Origin of the sequence: Streptomyces sp. NPDC020996 (assembly GCF_040641355.1) — a bacterium.
In the GTDB taxonomy this organism is placed as follows: Bacteria; Actinomycetota; Actinomycetes; order Streptomycetales; family Streptomycetaceae; genus Streptomyces.
In genome coordinates this window covers 41,926-65,239 of record NZ_JBFADM010000025.1, presented here as the reverse complement: position 1 = coordinate 65,239, position 23,314 = coordinate 41,926, and the positions used below count along the sequence as shown (strand labels likewise).

Here is a 23,314-nt window from a genome sequence, read left to right as displayed (position 1 = left end):
GGCCCCTCCGCCGTGGCCCGATCGAGAGCCACCGTCCTCCGGGGCACGACATGATCAGGCTTCTGAACAGCGGAAATACAGATGGCCGGCCGGAATGTCAGGGTTAGAATCGCCGCTCATGGCCTACGATCCTGCTGCCTTGCGCTGCGTGCCGGGTGACGCCGAGTCACTTGTACGCATCGTGCGGGGCTACCGGCGGCTGCATGATGTGCGGGACCTCGCCGCTCGAATGGCCGACGCACGCAAGCCCCATCACCTCCTGCCGCTCTTCGCGCATGTGCCGGTGACGCGTGACTCCTGGGCTGAATTTCTCGCCTGCCTGGCTCAGGAGTTGCTCCTCCGCGAGGTCCGCTGGAGCGACCGTCCGGTCGTGATGGAATGCATGCGGTCACTGCGGCAGCTCGGACATCCCCTGGCGTTCCTGCCGGCGAAGCTCACCAGGACCGAACGCCGGGCGACTCCCCCCAGGCTCCCGTACACGTCATCAGCGATGTGGCGTGACTGTCCGCCGCCCGACAGGTTCATTCCGGATCCGCCGCCCGAGGCCGGCGGGCGCCGCCTCGGGAAGCCCGTACCGTGTCGTGATACCGCCACGGCTGAGCAGGTGGCAGCGATCGGAGCCGTCGTGAAGCACTGGAACGGGATCCCCCGAGTGCTCCTCCTGCAAGCGGCAGAGCCTTTGAACGTGGAGGAACTCGTCCCCGTCGGTGTGAACCGCCTTCTGACCGACGGCTTCAGGACAGCCAGTGGGGTGCGGGCTGAATTGCACCTTGTGTATGAGATTCTGCTGGACGCGACCTACCGGGAGGGCTCCTACGAGCCGGGGATCGCGGGAGCGTATGGGCGGGCCGCCGTCTGGCGGTCCATCGCGGGCATGATCCACGCGCCCCTGGACACTCCCGTCCTACGCGTGAACGAACTCGCGGCCCGGTGGAGTTGGCTTTCGTTCAGGCTGCCTGACCTGTATCAGGACCTGCACGTGGCCGTCGGCGCGCTCAGCCCGCGAGGTCGGCATCTGAGCCTCCTGTTCGGCCACGACACAGATTGAGTCGTGGCAGGCGGCGAAGCCGCCTGCCACCTCGGCCCGTCAGCGGGACGGATCGAGTACGACGACCAGGCCGCGCCCCGGACGGGCGCCCGTGCCGGATCCGGCGTGCTCCTCGGGGGTGGCCAGGCGCATGCGGGGGAAGCGCCGCACCAGGGTGGCCAGGGCCGTGCGGACCTCGGCCCTGACGAGGCCCGCACCCAGGCAGTGCCGGAACCCGAGGCCGAAGGCGACGTGCTGGCCGGCCGGTCGCCGCGGATCGAAGCGGTCGGGGTCGGGAAAGCGTCCGGGGTCTCGGTTCGCGCTCGTCACCGAGCAGTACGCGCGGCTGCCGGCGGGCAGGACGGCGCCGCCGATCTCGACCTCCTCACGCGCGTACCGGAAGGCGACCGAGGCCGGTGAGACATAGCGCAGGAGTTCTTCCACGACCCGCTCCAGCAGTTCCGGTTCGGCGACCAGGGCGTCCCAGTGGCCGCGCTCCCGCAGCAGCAGCGCGAGCCCGTCCGTCAGCAGGTGGGCCACCGGCCGGGGGCCCACGACGATCAGCAGCCGCGCCGCCGCCAGCACGGCGGAGTGGGCCACATCGGCGCCCTCGTCACGGCACAGGTCGCTGATCAGGTCGTCGCCGGGGTCGAGCCGCCGCCGCTCGATCAGACCGGCAAGGTAGTCGGCCACGGAGAGGTCCGGATCTTCGCGCCCGGCCTCCGGGGCGGGAAGGCCGGGGTAGCCCTCGAACACGAGGTCGTGGATGCGGTGATGGCCTTCCTCCGGAACACCCAGCAGCGCGCACAGGGCGGCCACGGGATAAGGACGGGCGAACGCCGCCCCCAGATCCACGGCGGTGTCGGTGGGCAGAGCGTCCAGCAACGAGTCGGCGATCGGCTGGATGCGTTCGGTGAGCTTGTCGATCCGGCGCGGGCCGAGCGACTTCGCCAGGATGTGCCGCAACTGGGTGTGCTCGTCCGTCCCGAGGTAGAACAACTGCTGCTCGTCCATGACCTGGTCGTCGGTGAGCGCGTCGAAGGCGGCCATGCTCAGGGAGGGACTGCCGGGGCACTCGCCGCGCATCCGGGGGTCGGTCAGGACCCGGGCCGCGGTGTCGTAGTCGGTCACCAGCCAGCCGGGCGCCGCGCCGTTCAGGGCGATGTGGTGCAGTCCGCCGTCCTCCTGGAAGGTCCGCAGCACGGAGACATCGCGGAGCGAGGCCCCGCCGAGAAAGAGCGGTTGCCCGTCGGAGCGGCGGGAACCGGACGGGGCCGAGGTCCCGGCAGTGCGGTCGCCTGCGCCAGGAGTGCTCACAAAGGAGTCCTTTCCTCGAGGGAGTACGCGGAGGGATGTGCGGTCATCAGTCCGGACATCGGTAAGAGCTACACGAGCGCCGCTTGAGGCGTCCACGAGACGTCGCGAGTTGAGTAACCATTGCTCCGTTGATGCCTCTTCGCCGGTGATGTAATGAATTCGGCGTGACAAGGTGCCGGTTACGCCCTCAACGGCTTGATCATCCCCCGAGTCGCCGTTGAGACCGCCCTCGCAAGAATCCCCGTGGCCCCTTGCGAGGGCGGTGTCACCACCCGGCTCCCCGTGCGCGGGGACGCTCTCGCCCGGCGGACGTGCCCGATTCCGCCCAGGTCACGTGGGTCACGTGGTGGCCGGGTCCGCCCGTCGTCCCTCAGCGGGGCGCGTGGAGGCGATCGCGCACGAAAACGGGTTCACGGCGTTGGTGATACCGATGGGGAAACCGGCATTTTCGGATCCTTGTTCGCGGACAGGTGTCCGGCGGTGAATTCCAGGGCGATCATCGGGGATCCCGTACGAGGCCGCCGGGGGAGTGGACCGGCAAAGGGCCGGGCGGCCGGACCGGCACTCGGCGCAGGTGCCGCAGTTGATGTGCCAGGGGATGACCACCAGCTGTCCGGGCGTCACACGGCGAACGTCGTCGCCGACGTCGAGCACTTCGGCCACGCATTCATGACCCAGGGGAAAGGGCGGCCGGAATGGCGTCGCCCCGGACAGGATCAAGTGGTCGAGGTCGCACGTCGAACTCGCCATGCGGCGGACCAGCGCCTCGATCCCGCTCCGCAGGACGGGAGCCGGAACGTCGCACCATTCCGGTTTCCTGGTTCCCGCGAAGGTCAGCTGCTGCATCGGCTGCCCGCGGACCCGGCCTGGAAGACTCCGCCGGCACGGTCCGACGGCCAGGCACCGTCATCCCGCCCCGGCACGGGCACCGCACCCGTCCCTCACTCCCCGGGGCGCGGGTGCCGGGCGCGCAGCTCGCGGATCAGTGCTCGTACCGCCGCGGTGGCCGCGAGCTGGGGCGTGGTGACGTAGCCGATCCGGCGGGTGGGCCGCTCCGGCCCGAGATCGGTGATCTCCGTCGTGGCCGGCGCTCCGGTGAGGGAGAGCGCGGGCATGATCGCCATCCCCAGACCGCTGCCCACCATGGACAGGACCGCCCCGTCGTCCTCGGCCCGAACGGTGGCGGTGGGGATCCAGTCCTGGGCCGCCCACCACTCACGGGTGTAGGACGAGCAGTTCTCCAGCCAGTCGACCAGCGGCAGCGACCGGGGGTCGGGATGCCCGGCCGGATGCACCAGTGCGTACGGCTCCTCGAAGAGCACGTCCCCGACCAGGTGCGCCAACACCGGCGAACCGGTGCCGGTGATGGTGATCCCGATGTCGGCCTTTCCTGCGGCCACCTCCCCGGCCGTCCCGGGACCGACCTCCCGTACGACCGTGACGGACGCCTCGATCCCGGGGTGCCGGGCGGTCAGCCGCCCCAGCACGGCCGGCAGCAGATGCAGGGCCGCGCCGCGGAAGGCGGCGATGCGCAGCGGCCCGCCGACCTGATCGGCCGCCCCCTGCCCGGAACCTCGCGTCTCGACGACGAGAGCGTCCATCATCCGCAGGATCCGGCGCGCGTGGGCGGCGGCCCGCTCACCGGCCGCGGTCGGCCTGGCCCCGTACCGCCCCCGCTCGAAGAGCACGACGCCCAGCTTGCGTTCGATGCCGCGCAACGCGTGCGAGACGGCCGACTGCGTGGTGCCGAGCCGGACGGCGGCCGCCGAGACGCCGCCCTCCTCCGCGACCGCCACCACGGTCCGCAACTCCTGCGGTGCGAGATCGACTGCGCTCATTCGCGTGGTCCTCACCTGGTGCTATGAAGGCGGCTCAGGCAAGCGCCCGTCCCATGAGCGCAACCCTCTGCCCGGTCCGCGCATTCCTTCCTACGGTGCCGACCATGACCGACACCGCGCTCACCGTGCACCAGACCGCCAGACCCACCGGCTTTCCCACCCCCGACCACTTCCGCTTCGTGGAAGCGCCGATTCCGCAGCCTGATCCCGGCACGGCTCTGGTCGAGAACCTCTACTGGTCCGTGGACCCCTACCACCGCGAGATGATGGACGGCGACTTCGCGCTGAACGCCCCGCTGGAGGGCCGCACCCTCGGCCGGGTCATCGCCTCCCGCACCCCGTCGCTCCCCGAGGGGGAGATCGTCCACCACCGCCACGGCTGGCGCACCCACTCCGTGGTCCGGCCCGACGACGTCCGGCGCCTGCCCCGCATCGACGGGGTGCCGCTGTCCACCCACCTGAGCCTGCTCGGCGGAACGGGCCTGACCGCCTATGTCGCCCTCACCCGGATAGCCCGGCTGCGCGAGGGCGAGGACCTGTTCGTCTCCGCGGCGGCGGGCGCGGTCGGCACGGCGACCGCCCGCATCGCCCGGCTGCTGGGCGCCGGCCGGCTGATCGGCAGCGCGGGCTCGGCGGAGAAGGTCCGCTACCTGACCGAGCGGGTCGGATACGACGCGGCCTTCGACTACCGCTCCGGCCCGGCCGCCGGCCTCCTCGGCGAGGCCGCGCCCGACGGCATCGACGTCTTCGTCGACAACGTCGGCGGCGAGCAGCTCGGCGCGGCCATCGGTGCGCTGCGCGGGCGAGGGCGGGTGGTGCGGGTCGGCACGATCGGCCAGTACAACACTCCGGACGCTCCGCCTGTGGTGTTCGACCACGCCGACGTCGTGGAGAAGAGCCTGCGGATCGAGGGGTTCCATGTGCGCGACTACGCCGATGTGCAGGAGGAACTGTACGAGTTCGCCGTGCCGCACCTGCTGACGGGGACGCTGGTCCCCGATGAGACCACGCTGGTCGGATTCGAGCGGATCGTCGAGGCGTTCCTGCTGATGCTGCGCGGCGGAAACCTCGGCAAGACCATCGTTCAGGCCAGGCGTTCCGGCGGCGCCGGATATGAGCAGTGATTACTCAGCCGCCACCCAAGGGGATTTTATAACGTTTCCGGCAACCGTTGCGGCGGCTTTACCGCTTACGATCTGAATCCACGGGAAGGGGCAGGCGTTGAGCGCCGTCGAGAATCTTCCGATTTTCCGTGAGGTGGCGGGACATCACCAGCCGGCTCCTTTCCTTATCACCTCGGACATGTTCGGCGGGCTGCCGATCGAGCTGGCTGGGGCGGAAATATCCGATCTCGTCGGCAAGCCTGTCGCCGAGCCACACGTGCACGATGTCCCCGAGCTCTACCTCCTCGTCTCGGCCCGGCCCGGCGAGGCGGAGATCACCATCGAGGTCGAGGATTCGGAGTACACCGTCACCTCGCCCGCTGTATTCCGTGTGCCTGCCGGAAAGCGTCACCGGTTCGTCACCAGAAGAGCCGCTCCCGGCAGTTACTGCTTCGGCATCTTCCTGCTGGGAGAAGACGGCGCATGAAAGGCAGCGGCGGCTCGGTCACCGCTTACAATGACGGTTTCTCGCAGGCGTCGGAGATGCTTCGCCTGCACCTGAACGAGAACCCTTTCGGCCCCCCGCGGTCAGCGATGAGAGCGGCCCGGGAACTGCTGGAGAACGACCTCTGTGTCTACCCCGACAGCGAGAACGCCGAGCTGCGGGCCAAGATCGCGGGGCATGCCGGGGTGACGCCGGACATGGTGGTCGCCGGCAACGGCGTGGACGAGCTGGTCCTGATGACGGTGCTGGCCGCGGCCGGAGCGGACGGGAGGGTTCTGACCACCCGCTCCACCTTCCCCGGATACCTCAGCGCCGCGGCCGTCTGCGGCGCCGCCGTCCGCGAGATCGACAGCGGTCCCCGCGGGATCGACGCCGACGCGGTCGTCGACGCCGTTGCCCGCCACCCCTCGGACCTGCTGTTCGTGTGCAATCCGCACAACCCGACCGGCACGCTGCTCGGCCGGGCCGACATCATCCGCATCGCCGACGCCGCTGAGCGGACCGGAACACTCGCCGTGTTCGACGAGGCCTACATGGACTTCGTGGCGGACGACGGCGCCTCGGCGCTCGGCCTGGTCCGAAGCGGCCGCCGGGCGATGGTGCTCCGCACCTTCTCCAAGGCCTGGGGACTGGCCGCGGTCCGGGTCGGGTACGCGATCGGCCCGGCCGTGGTCGCCGCGCGCGTCCGGCAGAGCCGGCAGGCCGTGCCGTTCAGCACGAACCGGCCGGGACAGGCGGCAGCCCTGCGTGCGCTGGACGACCCCGGCCACCTCGTCGAGGTGCGCCGGCGTACCGCCCACGCCCGCGAGGTGCTCCACGCCGGCCTGGCGGAACTCGGCCTGAACGTCGTGCCGTCCGTCACCAACTTCGTCTTCGTGGAACTGGGCCCGCACCGGGAGCAGGCCGCCGCCTTGCTCGCCGCCGACCACGGGATCCTCGTCCGCGACCTCGCGGCCTTCGGCGCTCCCGGATGCCTCCGGGTGTCCGTCGGCACACCCGCGCAGTGCGAGCGCTTCTGCGCCGCGCTCCGCGAGGTCATCGCGGTGCTCGACGGCGCCGACGCCCCGGCCGGCCGCACCTGATCATTCCCGGCACTCCGCGGAGAGCGCCGGCAAAGGAGAGAGATGAACAGCCCTCACTGGCACGGACCCAGCCCGACCCTCGAGCCTCTGAGCATTCCGGCTCTCTTCAACGGCTTCACCGGCTCCCACGTGGTCCTCGCCCTGGAGGAACTCGGCGTGTGGGACCGCATGAAGGACGGTGCGCAGCCCCTGGAACGGCTCGCCGAGGACACCGGCTGCGGAGTCGTGAAGCTCTCCTCGCTGCTGCGGACCATGGCGCTCCTCGGCTACGTCGTGGTGCATGAGGGCAAGGCCGGGCTCACCGACGCCGGCCGGGAACTGGTCGACAACATCGGCTTCTTCGTCTGGGGAGTGGGCGGTTACGGCCCGGTGCTGACGGACCTCGCCGACCTCGCCACCGGGCGGAAGTCCTTCGGCGCCGAGGTCCACCGCGACGAACGACGCATCGCCATCGGCGCCGGACGCGTGGACCGTTCCCTCATGCGACCGGTCGAGGAGGACGTACTGTCCGGCATCGAGTACTCCTCGGTCGCGGACCTGGGCTGCGGGGACGCCACCCGCCTGATCCGGCTGTGCGCCGGTGACCGGGACCGGGTGGGCCTCGGCATCGACATCAGCCGCTCCGCCACCGACCTCGCGACCAAGCGGGTCGCGGAGGCGGGCCTGGCGGACCGGATCGACATCGTCTGCAAGGATGTCCTCCGGTCGATGTCCGAGGAGGTCTTCCCGGGCATCGAACTGGTGGCGAACTTCCTCATGATGCACGACCTGCTGGCCGCCCACGATGACGGCGCCGACGTCGTGCGGACCCTGCGGCGGGTCTTCCCGGACGCCCGGTACTTCCTGGTGGCCGACACCACAGCCCGGCCGTGGGACCGGCATGCGGGCCCGGTGCCGGTCTTCTCGCTGGAGTTCGAGCTGGTTCACACGTTCATGGACACACCGATCATGAACCGCGACGTCTACGAGAACGCCTTCGCGGCCGGCGGCCTGCGGATCCTGCGGCGCGAGCCGTTCGGCGCCCCCTCCACGTGGATCTACCTGCTGGAGGCCGACGGCACGACCACGCCGCGCCGCTGAGGGGCGGGCATGAGGAAAGGGAACCTGCTCTCCGCCGCCGGATACGCGCGGCTCCTCGCTCCACTCACCGGCGAACTCGGCATCGAGATCGCCGGTGTCGGGGACCCGCGGGCGAGCACAGCGGACCGGGACCGGCACGAGGCCCTGCTCCAGGAGATCTCGGCGTTCCGCGGACACACGTACTACGCCGGCGGGCAGCGGCCCGATTTCCGCCGGACCGACGGCGGTTACGCCGACCTGCAGCCGTACGACCGGGCGGCGTACCACGTCATGCTGCGCGAGCGGGCCTCGGGCGCCCTGACGGCGGTGGTCCGGCTGATTCCCCGTGACTGGGCGCCGGCCGGGCACAGCGCCGTGGAGCGGATGTTCGGGCCACGGGTGGTGGAACTGATCGCCCGGCGCGGGCTGTGCGACGCCGCCGTCCTGGAAGGCGGCCGCCTGGCCGTCGCCGTGAGCCGGCAGAACTACTCGATCGGGCCGCTGGTCAGCCTCGTCGGGCTGGCCTTCGCCGAGTCGATCGGGCGCCCGATGCTCTGGGGGCTGTCCGGTACCAAGGGCCGGCAGGACCTCCTGTTCGCCCGGCTCGGTGCCCACATCCACGACGAGTTCCTCGAACCGGACCCGAAATACCACGACACGATGACGGTCTACAGCTTTGATCTCGCTGCCGTACCACCGGTTCTACGGCCCGTCTACGACCGCATTCAGGAACTGCTGCTCGCCGGCCCCTACCCGGTACCGGTCGGCCCGAGCACGTGACGAACGAGGTGAGTGATGCGTCCCTTCAGCGCTCTGCCGACCGGCGACAGGTCGGTGGCGGCCCAGACCTATCTGGAGACGGTGTCCCGGCACCCCAAGACCGCGGAACTGCGCGACCTCGCCCTGGAGGCGCTTCCGCTCACGGAGGGCGAGTCGGTTCTCGAGGTCGGCTGCGGCCTCGGCGAGATGGCCCGCAGGCTGGCCCGGCGGACCGGACCGCGTGGCCGGGTGACCGCGGTCGACCACGACCCGGCCATGGTGGCCGCGGCGCGACACCGGGACGACTCCTCTCCCGGGGCGGCCGGTGTCGACTACCGGGTGGAGGACGTGTGCCGGCTCACCTTCGCCTCCGGCGAGTTCGACGTCGTCTGGTGTGAACGGGTGCTCCAGCATGTCCCGGATCCGGGGCGGGCCGTGCGGGAAATGTGCCGCGTCACCGCACCCGGCGGACGGGTCTGCGTCCTCGACGTCGACTGGCGCTCCCTGCGCGTCGACGGAGTCGGCCCGGAGATCGCGGGGCCTGTGCTGACGTCGTTCGCGTCGATCGTTCCGGGCCCCGACGTCGCCGGCCGGGTTCCCGGGCTCATCGCGGCAGCGGGGTTCGATCAGGTCTGGTCCCGGCAGTTCACGGCCACGTTCGCGTCACTCGCCGAGGCGAAGCCGATCATCCCCTTGTTCGACCGCACCAGTCCCCTCGCCGCCCAGCACGGCGACGGCAGCCTGGACACCTGGTTCGATCTGCTGGACGCCGCGGACGCGCGGAACGAACTGGCGGTCTCGCTGTCCACCTGGATCACGATCGGCACCGGGCCGAGCACGACGGACCGACCCCGAGTGTGAGACACGTGTGCCGGCACGGACCGGGCCGCGCATGCCGAGGCCTGCCCGGGGCGAGACATCGCGCCCCGGGCAGGCCGTCCGGTCTACAGCTCCCGCTCCGGTACCTGCGGATCCATACGGACGGGGGGGTCCGGAATCTCCGCGTCCGTGCGGACCTCGACCGGGATGCCGAGGTCGGTGAACCACTGTCCGAGCAGGGCCGCCTCCGAATCGTCCTCGGCGCAATGCGCCGGAAGCGCCTCGGTGAGCGTCCGGCCCCGCACGGTGAAGAACATCGCCTCGGCGTCGATGCAGACGACGGGCGGCGGCCAGACCTCGCCCGGGTACCGCCAGTACCCGTAGACGAGATCATGCTCCTTCTCCGCGGAGGGAAGGAAATAGTCCAGCAGTGTGGCCAGGTGCGGAACCGCCGCTCGACCGTGCCTCCTGGATGGCGTGAGCTGGAGAAACTCCTCCGGGACCTCCCGATCCCCCAGCCACTTCGCAGCCCAGGCCCTCAACTCCTGCGTGCCTGCCACGTCGCCCACAGCCCGCCCCCCGCGGAGACTCAGCTGAGCTGGGCCGCGTCGAGGCTCTCGGACGCGCTCGGCACGTCAATGCTGAGCGGCTTGCCGTACTCGTCGAGGACGACGCCGGCGGGGCTGTCCCCGTCCGTCCCGTGGATCTCCAGCGGGTAAGGCTTGCCGGTCCGGGCGATGTACAACTGGGAGCGGCCTTCCTGGGGATCGTTCCTGACCAGCTCGAGAGCCGCGATCCCCCTGACCTCCTTCTGCACGCCCTTGTTGACGGTGCTGTTGCCGTTGTCCTCGGTCATGGAGTCGGCGTAGCCCGCGATGTCGCAGGCATCCGCCAGCGAGCTGAACTCGGGATTGCTGGAGTCGGTGACGATGTAGCGGTCGCCGACCAGCGCTTCCGTCTGGGTGGCCTGATCACCGGCGGCCTGGACCCAGAACGCGTGATCGGGCTTCAGCCACACCTTGCTGCCCTGCTTGATGAGATCGACGTTGGTCCCGTCCTCCGTGATACGGCCCTCACAGTTACCGGAACTGTCCATGCGCAGGTCGAGTTGGCTCTTGTTCACCGTGCCCGCGATGTGGACGGACGGTGCTGTCCGCAGAGCGTCGGAGGCGGCGTCGACCACCTCCGACGCGGAGAGGTTGTCGATCCCGTTGAACTGCGGCGCGCTGGAAGGAGTGGCCGAAGGGGGAGGAGGGGACGAGGGCTCCGACTTCTTGCCGCCGGTGAATGAGATGGAACAACCGGAGGTGGCTGCCAGGGCACAGATGGAGGCTATGGCTATGCCTGCCCTCTGGGTGATCTTCATGGTCTTCCTTCGCGAATCAAGTCAGCACGGCCCGCGCACGCGTACCGTCGGCCGGCCGCGCCCTGTGCGTTCACACTGCGGTTCGTCCTCGGGCGCCGGCCATCGGTTCTGCGGACATGCAGCGGACCGACGAGCCCACGTCGGTCCGGTCCCCGGCATCCGACACACACCAGACTGCCGACCCCGTGCGGATTTCACATGAGTACTCATTGCTCATGCGGCGCACCCGGACCCGTCTTCGGCCGGGGGCGGCGGGACCCGCGCCGGTCAGCACACCCCCGCGTCCGCGAACAGGACCCGCGCCGTCCGCGATTCGGCGGCCTGCTCGGTCATCGGCAGCTCGACCCACTGGGTTTTCCCGCCGTCGTCGGTGCGCTCGGTGAAGGCGGTGCCCTTCAGCTCGCGGACCAGATCACGGACGATCTGGAGCCCGCGGCCCCGGCTGGCCTCGGGAGGGGCGGGAGAGGGGCTGGGGCAGTGCGGATGGAGGTCGTGGACTCCGAGCCGGATCCGGGTGCCGTCGACGATCTCGACGGTCAGTGTGATCTCGGCGGTGACCGTCGAGGAGTAGCGGACCGCGTTGGTGAGCAGCTCCGAGACGATGAGGCGCACCGTGTGGGCGACATCGCTCTGCGTGTCCAGGCCCCACTTCCGGAACGTGTCGAGCACCGCGCGTCGGGCGAGGGGAACCTGTTCGTTCGAAGGCACGCAGATGATCTGGTGGTGACGGTGCGCGGTCGTCATGATGGCGATCTCCCGTGGCCGCGAGCGGACGCCCTTGCGTGTCCCGCGCAGTGGGGGGCGATACGCGCCTCGAACGGCCGGCGGGTGGGCGTGTGGCCGTACCTCCATCAGTACTCGAACACCGCTCGTCTGTCAAAATCGGCGTTCCGGAGGAAGTGGCGAAGGCCGACCGACCCGCTCGGCGGGGCCGGTGCCCCGCTCGCGGCGTGTCGCGACGTGGGCCGACCGGTACGGCTCAGTTCGGCGACGCCTGGCCGCATTCGGCGACGCGGGCCTTGATGCCGGCGATGAAACGCTCGACGGCGTAGCGGAACTGGCGCTTCATGGCTTCGCCACCCGTACCCGGCCCGTAGCGCATCAGGTTCGGGTACAGGCGGGCGGCATCCGCTGCCTCCTCGTCCTGGTCCGACAGCTGCGCGCGCATCTGGCTGTAGGGAGGATTCCCCGGTGAGGTGCGTCCGCCCGCGACGAAGCCGAGCATCATCGTGACCAGGGCCAGGTAGGAGTCGGCCACCTCGTCGTCCGGAAGGCCGCTTTCGGCGACGAGTCCGGTGAGGGCATCGGCCACCCTCAGTGTGTCGGGCCCCAGTCGCCACGCGGCACTCCACAGCACATCGACGAGTGCGGGGCGCGCCAGGAGCGCATCGTGGCATTCGGTGAGCGTCTCGAGGAGCCGGACATCCCATGCGCCGGCCTCGGGAGGGACGACATCGCGCAGCGTCTCGTCGAGGATGAGCAGCAACAGCTCATCCTTGTCCTTGACGTGCCAGTACAGGGTCGAGGACCCGGTACCCAGCTCCCTGGCCAGCTTGCGCATCGACAGCTTCTCGGCGCCCTCTGTGTCGAGGAGCCGGATGCCGGCCCTGATGACTTCCGCCCGCGTCAGGGTCAGGCGACCCTTGGCGCGCGCGGAATCCGACCGACGGCGCTCTACCTCGAACTCTGCTCGTGACACTCGAACAGTCTAGAGCACCTTTCGTCCGGTGCCACCGCCCCGTCCGGGTGCCGCGCCTCGCACCGTACCGGGCGGGACACATGCGTCATGGACCGGTCGGCAGGAACTCGTCCGGCTGCCCTGCGACGAGGACTTCGCGGGTGGCGACTGCGCGGTAGGTGCCCATGAAGGCGCGCTCGTCCTCAAGGAGCACCTCCAGGTTGGACCGCACGAAAGCCTGCTGCTCGGCCACCGAGTAGTCGAGGGCGAGTTCGGCGATCCCGTCGTAGAGAGGAGACTCGTGCGGCGACCACCCCCGGTAGTCGGCGGCGAGGCCCACGTTCGTCGTGTAGCGGACGAGGGCGTCGGCGAACAGGTCCCGGACGAAGGGAACGTGCCGGTCCCGCCAGTAGGCGACCGACTGATCCGGCGTCATGTCGGGCCGGCGCATCAGCATGAACAGCATCTTGACGCCGGACTGGGCACGTCCCACGTCGCGGTGGACCCGCTGATCCGTGATCACATGCCGGAAGGTGCCCATGAACTGCCGTTCACCGGCGCGCAGATGATCAGCCGTCGCACTGAGGAGAGCCGTCAGATCGGCGGGGTCGTCGCAGTCGTACCAGCCTTCGGCGACACCGTCCCAGGCCGGAGCCTCATCCGGGGCCCAGCCGGAGTAGTCGGCAGGCACGCCGACGTTGCATGCGTACCGGAGCAGGTGACTGCCGTGCGCCGCGACCACCTTCGGGGCGTGCACCCGTGTCCAGTAGTCGACGGCCTCGTCATGGGTCTGGTCGAGACGGCGGTTCCAGAGCGTGAAAAGCTTGATCACATCGCACTCCTGTCGGAAGCTTGAGGTCGGTGTTCGGTACAGCGGTTCGCGCAACGCGGCGCAGCGGAGATCGGCGCCGGCGGTTCGACCGGGGCGTTCGGGGGACGCGTACGGATGCCGGCCGGCGGCACTTCTTCCGTCCGCCGGGCCCCGAGCGCCCGGCTTCGGCGCCGCAGTACCCGTACTCGGCCGGGTCCGCGGGCACACGGGTTCAGCGGTACGAGCGGCTCGGCTCCGGATCGACGGGTGGTGGCCCCCCGGTCACGCCGGTCCTCCGGCCTTCCGGTCGGCGTACCGCTCGCGCAGCTTGACCTTCTGCACCTTGCCGGAGGCCGTGAGGGGCAGTTCCTCGACGATCTCCCAGTGTTTCGGGACCTTGTGGCGGGCGAGCCGGGCCAGACAGTACTCGCGCAGACCATCAGTGTCGGGTGTGTGCCCGGGCGCGGGCAGGACGAAGGCGGCGACCTGTTCGCCCCACGTGTCGTCCGGGACTCCGACGACGGCGACATCGGCCACGTCGGGGTGCTGGAACAGCACGTCCTCGATCTCCCGCGGGTAGATGTTCTCGCCACCCCGGATGATCATGTCCTTGAGGCGTCCCTCGATACGGCAGTAGCCGCGGTCGTCCATGCTGGCCAGGTCCCCGGTGTGCAGCCACCCGTCACCGTCGATCGTGCCGGCGGTGGAGTCGGGGGCGTCGAAATACCCCATCATGACGTGGTAGCCGCGGGTGCAGAGTTCTCCGACCGTGCCGACCGGGACGACTTCGCCGTCGGCAGGGCTGATGATGCGCACGTCGGTGTGGGGCAGCGGCCGGCCGAGTGTCTCCGCGCGGTCCCGGGCGCTGTCCTGCGGCGACGTCCCCGTGATGACGGGCGACGCCTCCGTCTGGGCGAACAGCACGCTGACGGTCGCCGCGGTCTGCGTCTCGACGCGGTGGACGAGTTCCGGCAGCACCACGGCTCCGCCGCTGATCACGCGGGCCAGCCGTGACAGGTCCGTGCGGGCGAAGTCCGCATGGTCGAGCAGACCGATGAGCATGGTGGGGACACCGATGAGGGTGTCAGCGCCCTCCGTCTCCAGGAGGTTCAGCACGAGCGCCGGGTCGAACACGGGCGGGAGCACGAGCGTGCCGCCCACGGCGAGGGCGCCCAGGACGCTCACCACACAGCCCGCGGTGTGGAACAGCGGCATGGGACTGACCTGCACGCCACCCGGGTGAAGTCCGCACCGTTCGGCGTAGAGGCGGGCGTTGTTGACCACTCCGCGGTGACGCAGCAGCACCCCCTTGGGAGTCCCCGTGGTACCCGAGGTGTACTGCAACTGGGCCGCGCTGTCCGGGGAGACGGCGGGAAGCGGCTGTCCCCGCTCGCCCTCGGACAGGAACCGGTCCCAGTCCGCGAGCGAGACGGCCTCGCGCAGGTGAGGCAGCTCCGCACGCACCTGCGCCAGGATCTCGGAGAGTACGCAGCCCCGGTACTCGGGGATGTGGAGAAGACCGGCCGCGCGGGAGTGTCCGAGGACGTGTCGCACTTCCCCGGCCCGCAGGGCGGGATTGACGGTGACCAGGGTGATCCCGGCCAGCGCGGCTCCGTACTCGAGCAGCACCCACTCCGGCCGGTTGTTGGCCCACACGGCCACCCGCTCACCCGTCTCGAAGCGGGCCAGCAGCGCGCGGGCCACCGTCTCGGCCTGCTCGAGCAGCTGCGCATACGTCCAGCGGCGCCGTTGTGCGGCGTCGGGAAGGCCCTCGACGAGGGCGACGGTGTCGGGGTGGTCATGTGCCGCCGACCGGAGCGCGGCGCCGACGGTGAGGTCGGCGAGCGGCGGCGCTGGCTCGGCAGGCCACCATGAGCTGGTCAGGGGCGGTCTCGGCCCGCTCGTGGTGTCCCCCGTCGGCGGGAGGTGTGGCGCGTGGGTCATTGCGGATTCTCCAATCGGGACGGTGCGGCCTGATGCAGCGCCGGTGCAGCCGAGTTGGCCGGATTCGGCAGCGGCCGCTCGGCGGCCGGCCCGCGGACCATCTCCTCGGCGACGAGGCTCCCCTGCTTCGGGGACCCAGGGCCTGTCACGGAAGTCGGGTCGTCCGAGGCAGGGCGGGGCCCCGCGGCGTTCGCCGCCTGTTCTCGGCGTACCGGGAGGCAAGCCCTCGCACCGGGCGGGTGCGAGGTGCGAGGTGCGGCGAGTGGGAGCAGTCCGGCGGCGGGCGGTGGTGGACGATGTACTCGCCCATCCGTGCGGGCCGCCACCGCCACCCCGTGCTGCCGCCGTGGGGAAGCGCGATCACTCCGCCGATCGCGAAGCGAGCGATTCGATCAGTCCGGCAACCGTGGCCGGCATGACGCGCACCGCGTCATGGGGGCTGGCCAGTTCGTAGTAGTCCCAGTCCGGAGAGTTGCGGGCACGCAGCGCGTAGGGCTCGACGATGCCCAGCGGCCGGGCGTTGCAGTAGACGAACGATCGACGCGCGCTCAACTCGGCCGGGGCGCGCACCGGTTCCTCCATGGTGCCGATGGGGTGCGCGGTCAGCCGTTCGGCGACCGCCGCGGCCCGGGGGCCGGACCATCCGGTGGTGTCCTCCACCGTGAACATCGGCGGGATCAGCAGGGGAGAGCCGGAGGCCGCGGCGGCCGCTCGGGCGCTCTCCACGAAGTCGGGCCCCAGAAGGTCGCCCACCGACTGACCCGCCTCCGGCACGAAAGCGTCCAGGTACACCAACTCGGCCACCCGCTCGCCCCGCTCGGCCGCTACGCCGGTGATGACCATCCCCCCGTAGGAGTGGCCGACCAGGACGATGTCGTGCAGGTCGTGCTCATCGATGACGCGGACGACGTCGGCGACGTGCGCCGACACGTCGGTGTGTTCGGAGGCCTCGCCCGCCCGCTCCGCCAGGCCCGTCAGGGTCGGCGTGTAGACATCGGCGCCCGCGGCGCGCAGTCGCGCGGCCACGTCTTCCCAGTGCCAGCCACCGTGCCAGCCACCGTGTACGAGGACGCAGGGTCTGAGTGTCATTGACAGTCTCCCGAGATCAGCAGGTCAGGCAGCAGGCCAGGGCTCAAGGAAGAGCGCCGCCTGCTTGTAAGCGGCAGGACGCCGTGTAAACTCGGCCCACTGTCACTGGAACACCGTTCGTCTGTCAATATCGGTGCACCAGAAGCCCGGACGGCGCTCATCCGGGGGTGGGGGAGTGGTTGCCGCACAGGGCATACGGCCGCACCCCCCGCACCCCCGGCTGCCGGGGCCGTCACGTCACCGTCGGCAACGGCCGCCTTCCGTCACCACCCGTGCCGAGCGCAGGAACCGCCACGGCAACCGCGGCCGAGGCGCTCGACCTGCGGGAACCGGCAGGTCGACGCCCGCTCGGTCCCCGTACTCCTCCACCCCTGGAAAGGACGCCATGACCACCCCGAACCACCCTGGGACGCGCGAGTCCCTGCTCGACCAGGATCAGCGCTTCTTCGACGCCCTGGTCGCAGGCGACGTCACCGTGCTCGACGAACTGCTCACAGATGACTTCCTCCTGGTGAGCCTCAGCGACGGAGCGGTAGCGACAAAGTTCGACCTGCTCAGCCTGGTGAGGTCAGGAGCCGTCACGTTTCCGGCCGTCCAGCCCTTTCCCGCCGAGGCCGTCGTGCGCTTCATCGGCGACATCGGCATCACCGTCGGAAGGACGAGCATGAACTTCACCCAGCCCGACGGCACCACGTTCACCGCCGGCAGTCGCTACACCCACGTGTTCGCCTTCGAGCCGGCTGTGGGATGGCGCCTCCATTCCGCGCAGGGGACACAGATAACAGCTGGAGCCTGACGCGCTCCGGCTCCCGTCCAACGGCGCCGTGAGGCCGGCGGCGGCCGCCGACCCGTCCACTTCGGACGGCGGCAGGCGCTGGCCGGCCGGTCCACCCCTCCCTTCCCGCGCCACCCCTGCCTGCCGAGCGGATTGACCGGGTGACTTGAAGCCGGTTCGCCTCCGACGGGGCCAGAGCGTCCCTCGAAGCCCCGGACCGGACGGGCGCCCGGCTCGCGACGGCGCGCCCCCACGCTCTGCCGTGCTCGCCGGGAGAGATCCCATCGAGGGCACTCGGGCGCCTACCGGTCGCACGCACCGGACGCCGCGAGCTGATCGGCCCCGTTATGCCCCACGCCGTGGAGCGTAGCGGCATCGGTCAGGCTGCGTACGCGTACGGGGCTCGGCCACCAAGATCTCCAGCGGTCGGCACGGATGTCTGCCGCTCCCCCTACTGCTCCAACCGCTAACCGTCACCGAACAGCCCCTGCGCGCCATGGCACAGCATGCCGTGGCCCTGCTCCTGGACAGCGCCTCCCCGCAACTCCCCCCGCCGGCCCAGCTGATCCTGCGCCAGAAGCTGCTGCTGCAGTCCTGTCCAGTGACTTCGGCGACTCCCCAACGAGAGTTCCCTCCGCACCATTGCCAAGCCGTGCTTCATCCATCGACTCCGGATGATCGAGGACACCATCGAGACCGCACAGGTTCGCCGGGGTGTAGGCGCTGTCGGGGTGCCGTCGAGGCTGATGACGGCCAGCCGGTCGGGGGCGGGGTCACCCGTGGCCCCGGCCCGCGGCGAGGACCCCGATGGGTTGCTCGTCGGTGGCGGTGATCAGCGCGTGGGGCATGGCACCCTCGACGGTCAGGCGCCCGGTCAGGGCGGCTGCCGCGGCGCGCGCGTACTCGCAGCGCAGCAGAAGGGCGTCCGTTCCCGCGACGGCCTCCTCCCAGGTGGCGCGGCGCCAGGCCACCGGTCCCGCGTCCTGCGGTCCGGCGAGGAAGGCGATGCGCGTGTGCCCGTGGCCGCGCAGGTGGTCGACGGCCTGCCGGACGGCGGCGGCGTTGTCGGCGGTGACGGCCGGCCCCTGCCCGCCGACCGGCTGGTTGTGGACGTACACGGTGGGCACGCCGGCCTGCCTTGCCTGCGCGCCGACATCGGTGCCGCCGTCGGCGGAGACGATGACGAGCCCGTCGACCTGGGCGGCGAGGAACCGGTCGACCAGATGCTCCTGCCGGTCGGCGCAGTATCCGGCGTTGCCGATCAGCGCCGACACCCGCACCACCTCCGCCACCACGCTGCAACGCGAGTTCGAGTCGCTGTCGCGGACCCCCGGATGGACCAGCCGGCATGAGGCCCTCGCCCAGGGCAACGCCGCCCAGGCGTACTTCACCCCGCGGAGCGGGCGGTAGGCAGGCAGGGTCGCGGTGGGTGCGCGGCGACTCCGACGAGCCTGACCGCCGGAGCCGCCGCGCGTCGTGACGGCGGAGGCGAGACCCGAGCCGGTCAGGTGCTGCACGAGGCGACCAGGTCGCTCGCCCGTCAACGACCGCGTCCCGTGCGCCACCAGCGAATTGAACGTTTCAATCATCTGCATCTGCCTTTTCGTGCCCGCTTATTGACTGGCTGAATGTGCGGTCCTAGGCTCCCGGCAATCCGATTGAAACCTTTCATGAACTGCGAGAGCGCCATGGCTCCAGATATGTCGCGCCGGAGACTTCTTCAGCTGGGCGGTGTCGCAGCCGCTTCGGTCGCCCTGACCCGGCCCTGGCCGTCCGTCGCCGCCCCGGGCGCTGTCAGGAACGCGGCATCGCCCGTACCCACCGGCATGCTGGCTGACCTGCTGCCCCAGGGGCTCGGTGCGAGTGCCGGACGGGACCTGCGTTTCAGCTGGCAGATGCCCGACTTCGGTGCTGGGACCGTGCAACGCGCCTACCAGCTTCAACTGGCCGCCACGCCCGACGGCTTCGACTGCGACCGCTTGGTGTGGGACTCGGGCAGGGTCACGTCCGCCGATTCCACCGCTGTCCCGTACGGCGGGCCGCCGCTCAAGCCCCGTACCGCTTACTGGTGGCGGGTGAGCAGTTGGGGGCGGAAGCGGTCGGCATGGTCGCAACCGGCGCTGCTCGCCACGTCGGTGGAGAACGAGTGGGAGGCCGAGCCCATATGGGCGCCTGCCGGCAAGACCCTCACGGACGGCACGTTCACCACCCGGCTCAAGATCACGGCCGTGGCCGCGGGCCTGTGGTTCCGTGCCGCGAGCGTCAATGACAACTACCTGTGGCAGCTGCGGGCCGGAAGCCCCGGCGTGCTGCGCAAGCACATCCGCGTGAACGGGACCTACACCGTGCTCGCCGAGGTCCGGCTGCCCTTCGCCGTGGCCACGGGGGAGTGGCTGGACCTGGCCGTCACCATGACCGGCTCCACCTTCACCACCTCCGTGAACGGCACCGTCGTCGACACCACCACCGACACCCGGCACACGGGCGGCAACATCGGACTGCGCAACGGCTCCACCGAGTCCCAGATCTACGACCGGGTCACCTTCACCGGAGCGGACGGCACCGTCCTGCTCGACGACGACTTCACGTCCGACAAGGGGACCTTCACCGCCGGCACCGTCGCGAACGGGGTGCTCACCTTCCCTGCCGGAGCCTCCTCTCTCTCCTCCTACAGCGACGACGACACCTGGGCTCTGCTGCGGAACGAGTACCAGCTGGGCGCGAAGAAGGTCGCGGCCGCGATCCTCTACGTGGCCGCCGCCTCACCCGCCCCGGCCCGGCAGTACGTCGCCAAGGTGTGGAGCAACGGACACCTGGTGGGCTACGCATCGGCGCGCTCGGGCACCGGAGTCGCCTATCACGTGTTCGACATCACCGACACCGTCCGCTCCGGCAAGGCCAACGCCCTGGCCGCGCTCTGTAACGCCACCTCGTCCCAGAAGTTCCTGGCCCAACTGGAGATCACCTACGCCGACGGATCCCGCGCGACCATCAGCTCCGGCGGCGGATGGAAGGCCCGCCGGCACGCGGGCATGCTGCCGCCGAAGGGCAACGCGGGCAGCAGCTACTACACCGCCCCGCAGGAGTACTGGGACCTGCGCCAGGAACCGGTCGGCTGGACCGAGCCGGGCTTCGACGACAGTGGGTGGGAAACGCCGGCGTCCCGCGACGCTGTCGGCGAACTCGTTCCCGCGCGGATCGAGCCCGTCAGGCTTCACGACGTGACGCCGGCATCCATCACCGAAGCGGCCGAAGGGCGCTGGCTGGTGGACCTCGGCAGGGAGATCGTCGGAGGCCTGTCACTGCGGGTGGCGGGCAGCCAGGGAGACACCATCGAGGTGCGTCTGGGCGAAGAGCTGAACTCCGACGGCTCCGTCAGGTATCAGCTGCGCGCCGGCAACACCTACCGCGAGGTCTGGACCCTGCGAGACGGCGCCCAGCGCTTCGAGCACTGGGGATACCGCGCCTTCCGCTGGGCCGAACTGCGCACCACACTCGACCTCTCACAGGCCGTTGTGACCGGACGGGCCTGGAAAGCGGACTGGGATGACGCGCACTCCTCCTTCAGCAGCTCCGACCCCGCACTCGACCGCGTCTGGGACCTGTGCCGCTACTCCATCGAGGCCACCCGCGGCGACCTCTACGTGGACACACCGACCCGGGAACGCGGTCCCTACGAGGGAGACGCGCTGATCAACCAGCTCTCCGAATACGGAGTCCAGCGCTCCTACGCGCTGGCCCGCTGGTCCAACGACTACCTGGTACGCAAAGGCACCTGGCCGACCGAGTACCGCCTCATGTGCGCGATATCCGCGTGGGAGGACTACCTCGTCACCGGCGACGACCGGCAGCTCACCAAGGACTACGATCTCCTCACCGCGAAGAACCTCACCGCCTACCTCGGCACGGACGGCCTGGTGCACAAAGCGCCCGGCTCCAGCAGCCAGGACCTCGGCGATCTCGTCGACTGGCCGACGGCGAGCCGTGACGGGTACGTCTTCACCAGCGTCAACACGGTCGTGAACGCCTTCCAGTACGCGGCCTTCGACGCCCTCGCCAAGATCGCCACGGCGCTCCGGAAGACGGACGACGCCCAGCTGCTGCGTCAGCGCGCCGACACGCTTGCCGCAGCCATGCGAAGCACCCTGCTCGACGCGACCGCCGGCCGTTTCCTCGACGGCGCCGGAACCACCCACAGCGCACAGCACGCCACCGCCTTTCCCGCCGCGCTCGGCGTCGCCGACTCCCTTCCCGACGAGGTGCGGAAAAGGCTGGGGGACACACTGGCCGCCGGCGGGATGAAAGTCAGCGTCTACGGCGCTCAGTTCCTGCTCGACGCACTCTTCACGCTGGGCCGCTCCGACGCGGCCATCAAGCTCCTGACGTCCACGGCCACCAATTCCTGGCTGCACATGCTCGACGACCTGAAGGCCACCATCGTCACCGAGGCATGGGACCCCGCGCTGAAGTCCAACATGACCTTCTCCCACGCCTGGGCTTCCGCACCCGCCAACGCGGTCGCCCGGCATGTGCTCGGCGTCCGGGTCAGCGAGCCGGGGGCGGAGGAGTTCCTGATCCGGCCCAGGACCGGCGCCCTGACCGATGTCCGGGGAACGGTGCCGTCCATCCGGGGCCCCGTCTCGGTCTCCGTCCACCGCGACGACACCGCCCACGAGACGAAGGTGACGCTGCCGCCGAACTCCCGGGCCGTGATCGAGGTGGAAATCGGAAACGGTGACCCCGACACGTATCAGATCGACGCCACGCCCTCCGGGGGCGGCGGGGCCGTGAACGTGACATCGACGAGTGACCTCTCAGGGACCGTGCTGCGCATCGGACCGGTCGGCTCGGGAACCACCACGGTGAAACGCGTTCCGAACGCCTGACATCCCGCAGCCGGACCGACCAACCGCAGCTTCACGAGATGGCGCGACCGCAGTCCCAAGGCCGGAACCCTCGGCCGCGTGACGGTCGCGCTCTCTCGCTGTGAGAGCCGAGGCCGGACTCGTCGGGCGTGGTCGTCGCCTCAGGTGGCCGGGCGGGCGCTCGGCGCGTGGGCCGCGCGCCAGCAACGCATCGCCGCGTCCTCGGGCGACTCGTCGTGGGGATCGAGGATCCGGTCCTCGAGGAGTGCTCCGATGCCGGCGAGGATGAACAGTGTCATGTCCTCCAGGACGGTGGCCGGCAACTGGGAGCCGTACTCTTCACCCACCCTTCGTCGGGTGCCCGGCCGGAAGTACCCGTTAAGTGTCTGTCCGACCTGTCGTGCGACCGGGCTCTGAATGACTTGCCGGTAGAACTGCCGGTGGGACCAGAGGTGCCGCGTGAGTGCGCCGAGCACCGCGGGCGGCTTGTCGCTGGGCCACGCGGTATCGGCATCGTGCGGAACCTCCCGGCGTATCAGGTCCTCTGTGGCGGCCAGCAGGACGGCAGCCGCGTCCGGGTAGTGCGAGTAGATCGTCTGGCGGGTGAGCGCCGACTCCTGGGCCAGCGCGGCCACGGTCAGCTTGTCGCCTCGAGTGACGAGGCTGATGGCCGCACTCAGCAGTGCCTGCTGGGACCGGATGGCGCGGCGGCCGACGGTCCCAAGGTGATCACTCAGGGGCACGAGGCATCCGGCTGCATCGCGGAGCTCGGTCCGGGTGTCCGGGGCTGGTCGGTCGGTGACCGGGTGATCCCCGCTGCCGGCCGCCCGTGCCTGGAGTGCCGAGACTGTGCCCGTGGCGACTTCGCCCACTGCCTCCAGGTCCGCATCAAGGCTTTCGCGTACGACGGCGCGTGGGCGGAGTAGACCATCGCGACGGCGGCTGGACTGACGCGCGTGCCCGACAACGTTCCGATGGAGCAGGCCGCGATCCTCGCCGACGCCGTCTCCACACCCTTCGGCGCTGTCGTCCATACCGAGGTACGCGTCGGTGAATCCGTCGGCGTTCGGGGCGCAGGCGGCGTCGGGACACATGTCGTGCAGATCGCGCGACTGGTGGGTGCCACTCCCGTCATCGTCATGGACGTCAACGACGAGGTGCTGCAGCGTTCACTCGACCTCGGCGCGGACCATGCGTTCCGTTCGGACGACCCTGCCTTGCAGGCCAAGGTCGCTGAGAAGCCGTATCTCAACCGAACATGATCACTTGATTTCCAC

At 70.2% G+C, this 23,314-nt stretch carries 24 protein-coding genes; 12 read left to right on the top strand and 12 right to left on the bottom strand.

The window, feature by feature from the left end:
• Positions 1 to 118: 118 nt before the first annotated feature.
• Positions 119 to 1,048: a DUF6183 family protein gene (locus AB0G63_RS19020; protein WP_360751339.1), complete on the top strand. Its 930-nt coding sequence runs from the start codon at positions 119 to 121 to the stop codon at positions 1,046 to 1,048.
• A 39-nt stretch (positions 1,049 to 1,087) separates the two neighbouring features.
• Here AB0G63_RS19020 and AB0G63_RS19015 read toward each other — a convergent pair whose 3' ends face one another.
• From AB0G63_RS19015 to AB0G63_RS19005, 3 genes are all read right to left on the bottom strand, one after another.
• Positions 1,088 to 2,230, bottom strand: a complete 1,143-nt coding sequence (locus tag AB0G63_RS19015) for a cytochrome P450 (protein WP_360751336.1) — start codon at positions 2,228 to 2,230, stop codon at positions 1,088 to 1,090.
• Between the two features lie 453 nt (positions 2,231 to 2,683).
• Positions 2,684 to 3,190, bottom strand: coding sequence for an alcohol dehydrogenase catalytic domain-containing protein (locus tag AB0G63_RS19010; RefSeq protein WP_360751334.1), 507 nt, complete (start codon positions 3,188 to 3,190; stop codon positions 2,684 to 2,686).
• Between the two features lie 95 nt (positions 3,191 to 3,285).
• Positions 3,286 to 4,182 carry a LysR family transcriptional regulator gene (locus AB0G63_RS19005; RefSeq protein ID WP_360751333.1) on the bottom strand — a complete coding sequence of 299 codons (897 nt, stop codon included), beginning with the start codon at positions 4,180 to 4,182 and terminating at the stop codon, positions 3,286 to 3,288.
• A 104-nt stretch (positions 4,183 to 4,286) separates the two neighbouring features.
• Between AB0G63_RS19005 and AB0G63_RS19000 the strand changes: the two genes are divergently transcribed.
• The 6 genes from AB0G63_RS19000 to AB0G63_RS18975 all read left to right on the top strand — a co-directional run bounded on the left by AB0G63_RS19000 (position 4,287) and on the right by AB0G63_RS18975 (position 9,551).
• The gene (locus AB0G63_RS19000) at positions 4,287 to 5,306 is read left to right on the top strand and encodes an NADP-dependent oxidoreductase (RefSeq protein ID WP_360751330.1); all 1,020 of its coding nucleotides are present in this window, start codon (positions 4,287 to 4,289) and stop codon (positions 5,304 to 5,306) included.
• A 97-nt stretch (positions 5,307 to 5,403) separates the two neighbouring features.
• The gene (locus AB0G63_RS18995; protein WP_360751328.1) at positions 5,404 to 5,772 is read left to right on the top strand and encodes a cupin domain-containing protein; all 369 of its coding nucleotides are present in this window, start codon (positions 5,404 to 5,406) and stop codon (positions 5,770 to 5,772) included.
• Positions 5,769 to 6,872, top strand: coding sequence for a histidinol-phosphate transaminase (locus AB0G63_RS18990; RefSeq protein WP_360751325.1), 1,104 nt, complete (start codon positions 5,769 to 5,771; stop codon positions 6,870 to 6,872). The genes AB0G63_RS18995 and AB0G63_RS18990 overlap by 4 nt, the downstream gene beginning before the upstream one ends.
• A gap of 42 nt (positions 6,873 to 6,914) precedes the next feature.
• A complete protein-coding gene (locus tag AB0G63_RS18985; RefSeq protein ID WP_360751322.1) occupies positions 6,915 to 7,952 on the top strand; it encodes a hypothetical protein in 1,038 nt (345 codons plus the stop codon).
• Positions 7,953 to 7,961: 9 nt separating this feature from the next.
• The gene (locus AB0G63_RS18980; RefSeq protein ID WP_360751319.1) at positions 7,962 to 8,711 is read left to right on the top strand and encodes a hypothetical protein; all 750 of its coding nucleotides are present in this window, start codon (positions 7,962 to 7,964) and stop codon (positions 8,709 to 8,711) included.
• A gap of 15 nt (positions 8,712 to 8,726) precedes the next feature.
• The gene (locus tag AB0G63_RS18975) at positions 8,727 to 9,551 is read left to right on the top strand and encodes a methyltransferase domain-containing protein (RefSeq protein ID WP_360751316.1); all 825 of its coding nucleotides are present in this window, start codon (positions 8,727 to 8,729) and stop codon (positions 9,549 to 9,551) included.
• Positions 9,552 to 9,634: 83 nt separating this feature from the next.
• Here AB0G63_RS18975 and AB0G63_RS18970 read toward each other — a convergent pair whose 3' ends face one another.
• From AB0G63_RS18970 to AB0G63_RS18940, 7 genes are all read right to left on the bottom strand, one after another.
• On the bottom strand, positions 9,635 to 10,078 hold the full coding sequence (locus AB0G63_RS18970; RefSeq protein WP_360751314.1) for a hypothetical protein: 444 nt from the start codon (positions 10,076 to 10,078) through the stop codon (positions 9,635 to 9,637).
• 20 nt (positions 10,079 to 10,098) lie between these two features.
• Entirely contained in the window at positions 10,099 to 10,875 is a 777-nt protein-coding gene (locus AB0G63_RS18965) for a hypothetical protein (protein ID WP_360751311.1), read from the bottom strand.
• A 267-nt stretch (positions 10,876 to 11,142) separates the two neighbouring features.
• Positions 11,143 to 11,619 carry an ATP-binding protein gene (locus AB0G63_RS18960; RefSeq protein ID WP_360751308.1) on the bottom strand — a complete coding sequence of 159 codons (477 nt, stop codon included), beginning with the start codon at positions 11,617 to 11,619 and terminating at the stop codon, positions 11,143 to 11,145.
• A gap of 235 nt (positions 11,620 to 11,854) precedes the next feature.
• Positions 11,855 to 12,574: a TetR family transcriptional regulator gene (locus AB0G63_RS18955; protein WP_360751305.1), complete on the bottom strand. Its 720-nt coding sequence runs from the start codon at positions 12,572 to 12,574 to the stop codon at positions 11,855 to 11,857.
• A gap of 85 nt (positions 12,575 to 12,659) precedes the next feature.
• A complete protein-coding gene (locus AB0G63_RS18950) occupies positions 12,660 to 13,385 on the bottom strand; it encodes an EthD domain-containing protein (protein WP_360751302.1) in 726 nt (241 codons plus the stop codon).
• 261 nt (positions 13,386 to 13,646) lie between these two features.
• Positions 13,647 to 15,308 carry an AMP-binding protein gene (locus AB0G63_RS18945; RefSeq protein ID WP_360751300.1) on the bottom strand — a complete coding sequence of 554 codons (1,662 nt, stop codon included), beginning with the start codon at positions 15,306 to 15,308 and terminating at the stop codon, positions 13,647 to 13,649.
• 360 nt (positions 15,309 to 15,668) lie between these two features.
• The gene (locus AB0G63_RS18940) at positions 15,669 to 16,397 is read right to left on the bottom strand and encodes an alpha/beta hydrolase (protein WP_360751298.1); all 729 of its coding nucleotides are present in this window, start codon (positions 16,395 to 16,397) and stop codon (positions 15,669 to 15,671) included.
• 385 nt (positions 16,398 to 16,782) lie between these two features.
• Between AB0G63_RS18940 and AB0G63_RS18935 the strand changes: the two genes are divergently transcribed.
• Positions 16,783 to 17,193, top strand: coding sequence for a nuclear transport factor 2 family protein (locus AB0G63_RS18935; protein WP_360751295.1), 411 nt, complete (start codon positions 16,783 to 16,785; stop codon positions 17,191 to 17,193).
• A gap of 752 nt (positions 17,194 to 17,945) precedes the next feature.
• Here AB0G63_RS18935 and AB0G63_RS18930 read toward each other — a convergent pair.
• Positions 17,946 to 18,446 (bottom strand): substrate-binding domain-containing protein, encoded by a 501-nt coding sequence (locus AB0G63_RS18930; protein WP_360751292.1) that lies wholly within the window; start codon positions 18,444 to 18,446, stop codon positions 17,946 to 17,948.
• On the opposite strand from AB0G63_RS18930, the gene AB0G63_RS18925 reads away from it, so the two are divergent.
• Both AB0G63_RS18925 and AB0G63_RS18920 read left to right on the top strand, forming a co-directional pair.
• Positions 18,427 to 18,582, top strand: a complete 156-nt coding sequence (locus tag AB0G63_RS18925; RefSeq protein ID WP_360751289.1) for a hypothetical protein — start codon at positions 18,427 to 18,429, stop codon at positions 18,580 to 18,582. The genes AB0G63_RS18930 and AB0G63_RS18925 overlap by 20 nt on opposite strands.
• A gap of 416 nt (positions 18,583 to 18,998) precedes the next feature.
• A complete protein-coding gene (locus tag AB0G63_RS18920) occupies positions 18,999 to 22,058 on the top strand; it encodes a family 78 glycoside hydrolase catalytic domain (protein ID WP_360751286.1) in 3,060 nt (1,019 codons plus the stop codon).
• A 140-nt stretch (positions 22,059 to 22,198) separates the two neighbouring features.
• Here the strand turns inward: AB0G63_RS18920 and AB0G63_RS18915 are convergent, their stop codons facing one another.
• Positions 22,199 to 22,780, bottom strand: coding sequence for a TetR/AcrR family transcriptional regulator (locus AB0G63_RS18915; RefSeq protein ID WP_360751409.1), 582 nt, complete (start codon positions 22,778 to 22,780; stop codon positions 22,199 to 22,201).
• Here AB0G63_RS18915 and AB0G63_RS18910 point away from each other — a divergent pair.
• Both AB0G63_RS18910 and AB0G63_RS18905 read left to right on the top strand, forming a co-directional pair.
• Entirely contained in the window at positions 22,763 to 22,963 is a 201-nt protein-coding gene (locus AB0G63_RS18910; protein WP_360751284.1) for an alcohol dehydrogenase catalytic domain-containing protein, read from the top strand. The two genes, AB0G63_RS18915 and AB0G63_RS18910, sit on opposite strands and share 18 nt — an antisense overlap.
• A gap of 30 nt (positions 22,964 to 22,993) precedes the next feature.
• Positions 22,994 to 23,299, top strand: a complete 306-nt coding sequence (locus AB0G63_RS18905; protein ID WP_360751281.1) for a zinc-binding dehydrogenase — start codon at positions 22,994 to 22,996, stop codon at positions 23,297 to 23,299.
• Positions 23,300 to 23,314: the final 15 nt, after the last annotated feature.